Origin of the sequence: Neisseria sp. HMSC067G12 (genome assembly GCF_001812725.1) — a bacterium.
Taxonomy (GTDB): Bacteria; Pseudomonadota; Gammaproteobacteria; order Burkholderiales; family Neisseriaceae; genus Neisseria; species Neisseria perflava.
In genome coordinates this window covers 1-1,055 of record NZ_KV810176.1, presented here as the reverse complement: position 1 = coordinate 1,055, position 1,055 = coordinate 1, and the positions used below count along the sequence as shown (strand labels likewise).

The 1,055-nt window shown below is 56.7% G+C and carries 1 pseudogene; it reads left to right on the top strand.

The features are described 5' to 3' along the window. Window positions 1-72: 72 nt before the first annotated feature. Window positions 73-1,055: pseudogene (locus tag HMPREF2871_RS00005) on the top strand (RHS repeat protein); the annotation flags it as partial.

The window sequence follows — 1,055 nt, the reverse complement described above, 5'->3', positions numbered from 1 at the left end:
CGCTACAACGCCGGCAACGAACTGGTCGAGCAGCACGAATTCGGTGATGACGCCTCCCTTGCCGCCAAACTGATGGCGCAGCTGGGCGGTCAACCCATCCCCAAAAAAGAAGCCGCCCCGCTTTCAGACGGCCTCGACGGCCAAACCCCGTTGCGGATTACCGAGTTCAAACGCGACGTATTGGGACGCTTAATCCATACCCTCGCCCGCAACAACGACAAGGTTCAGGAAACCGTTTACCAATACGACCTGGACGGCAACCTCGTCCGTGCCGCCAACAGCCACAGCATTACCTGCTTCGACTACAACGGCAACGGCCAAATCATCGGCCAGCACCAATGGAAAGTACCGACTAAGGAAGAGAACGCCCGAAACGGATTGCCCGAAACCGACTGGCGCGATGCGCAATACGACATGCTGTACCTGCCCGTTACCGAAAGCATCCGCTACCACTACGACTTCAACGGCAACCGTACCGCCACCGTCCTGCCCGACGGCAGACAAATCAACTACCTGTATTACGGCAGCGGCCACCTGCACCAAATCAGCCTCGACGACGAAGTCATCTCCGACATCGAACGTGATCGGCTGCACCGCGAAATCTACCGCACACAGGGTAAACTCGCCAGCCGTTACGAACTCGATCCCTTAGGCCGTCTGAAAAAACAAATTGCCGCACTCAACGAGCTGACGCAGATCGAAACAGCGAAAAATGCAGTAACATCGGCTTATGCCGTCAAACGCAGCTACGGCTACGACCGCACCGGCAACCTGACCCACAGCACCGACCAACGGACGGGCACGACCCGGTTTGAATACGACAAACTGGGCCAGATTACCAAAGCGGATAGCGAAGTATTCGCCTTCGACCCCGCACACAATATCCTGTCCGACAACAACAGCCCTACCGTCCCCGACAACCGCCTACAAACCTACAACGGCAGCAGCTATTACTACGACGACCTCGGCAACCTGATCCACCGCGAACTGGCCGACGGCGAAGTGCAGAACTACTTCTACGATCTGCACGACCAACTGGTTAAAGCCGAAATCTT